The 1,483-nt window shown below is 70.8% G+C and carries 3 protein-coding genes and 1 pseudogene; 2 read left to right on the top strand and 2 right to left on the bottom strand.

The genetic code is table 11. The features are described 5' to 3' along the window. On the top strand, window positions 1-651 hold a 651-nt coding region (locus GA0115259_RS37825; RefSeq protein WP_093605116.1), incomplete at its 5' end, for a L,D-transpeptidase family protein. Between the two features lie 80 nt (window positions 652-731). Here the strand turns inward: GA0115259_RS37825 and GA0115259_RS37820 are convergent. Continuing rightward, a pseudogene (locus tag GA0115259_RS37820) lies at window positions 732-1,004 on the bottom strand (transcriptional regulator); the annotation flags it as partial. Continuing rightward, window positions 995-1,195, bottom strand: coding sequence for a hypothetical protein (locus tag GA0115259_RS39815; protein ID WP_141716883.1), 201 nt, complete (start codon window positions 1,193-1,195; stop codon window positions 995-997). The pseudogene GA0115259_RS37820 and the gene GA0115259_RS39815, both read right to left, overlap by 10 nt. A gap of 56 nt (window positions 1,196-1,251) precedes the next feature. Between GA0115259_RS39815 and GA0115259_RS37815 the strand changes: the two genes are divergently transcribed. Then, the coding region (locus GA0115259_RS37815; RefSeq protein WP_161230623.1) for an FAD-dependent monooxygenase at window positions 1,252-1,483 on the top strand (232 nt) is incomplete at its 3' end.

Genomic DNA, 1,483 nt, shown 5'->3' with positions numbered 1-1,483 from the left:
GGCGGTTCCCACGGCGGTACCGCCGGCCGGTCCGCTCCCGAGCCGCAGACCTCCGAGCCGAAGGTGATACCCGGCCTCGGCCCGAGGACCCTCGCCGCCATCCCCCCGGAGACGGACCAGGCCGTCGTGGCGACCGGTGCCGGCAGGGACCGTAACACCGGCACCGTGCTGGTCTATGAACGCGACCCGGTCACCGGCTGGGCACCCGTCAGCGACGTATGGCCCGCCCACAACGCGAAGCGTGGCTGGACCGACGACCACATCCGAGGCGATCTGCGCACGCCGATCGGTGTGTTCGGCCTCACCGACGCGGGCGGTCTGCTGCCTGATCCGGGGACGAGACTCCCGTACGACCGGGGCCCGGCCTTCTCGGTCTCGGGGACCGGTTTCCAGGGCGACTCGCTCGTCGGATCCTTCGACTATGTCGTGGCGATCAACTACAACCGCGTACCGGGCAACACACCGCTGGACTGGACCCGCCCGCTCGGTGCGGACAAGGGCGGCGGCATCTGGCTCCATGTGGACCACGGAGGTCCCACCCAGGGCTGTGTCTCGCTGCCGCGCGGCCGGATGAAGGAGCTGCTGCGCCTGCTGGATCCGATGAAGAAGCCGGTGGTGGTGATGGGAGACGCGGAGTCGCTCAAGCGCTGAGGTCGCCCAAGTACGGACCCGTTTGAGCACGGACCCCGCTCAAGCACGGAGACCGCCGAACCGCGCCGTACGCGGCCGACTCAGCCGGGCACGTCCATACGCTGTGTGCCGACGACCGACAGCAGCCGCAGCGCCTCCTCGGACGGTGAGCCCGGGTCCGCGGTGTAGATCACGACCCGCTGGTCCCGGTCGGTGATGTCGAGGACGTCGCAGTTGACGGTGACCAGGCCGACCAGCGGGTGCTGGAAAGTCTTGCGCGGCGTGGGCTCGGCGCACACGTCGTGGGAGGCCCACAGCCGGCTGAACTCCTCGCTTCCAGCGAGGAGTTCACCGACCAGCTCGGTCACCTCGGGCCGTGACCGGCCATGGTCGCCGAGGTGGCCGCCATCCGGGCCACCGCCGGTACGGGAGCCTCGTACGTCACCGGCACGGTCCTACGGGTCGACGGCGGCGCGCGGGCCTGAGCCACCCGTACGGCGCTCGCCGTCCGCGCGTCCTCCGTCCCGATGCCACACTCGTCGTGCGGCCAGGTGCGGAGCACCACCTTCCGAGCGGTGAGTCGCGTGATCTCACCTGGTCTCACTGAAGGGAGTGGGCGCGATGGAGCGGACCAGGTGCTGTGTGGTGGGCGGCGGCCCCGCCGGGATGGTTCTCGGTCTGCTGCTGGCCCGCGCCGGTGTCGAGGTCACGGTCCTGGAGAAGCACGGCGATTTCCTGCGTGACTTCCGCGGTGACACCGTGCATCCGTCCACCCTGGCCCTGTTGGACGAGCTGGGCCTGGCCGAGCGGTTCGCCCGTCTGCCGCAGCGGCGGGTGACCGCGGTGCAGCTGC

This window comes from Streptomyces sp. MnatMP-M17, assembly GCF_900091995.1.
Lineage (GTDB): Bacteria > Actinomycetota > Actinomycetes > Streptomycetales > Streptomycetaceae > Streptomyces.
Note: the sequence above shows the minus strand (reverse complement) of the source record. Positions and strands in the feature narration are given on the sequence as shown.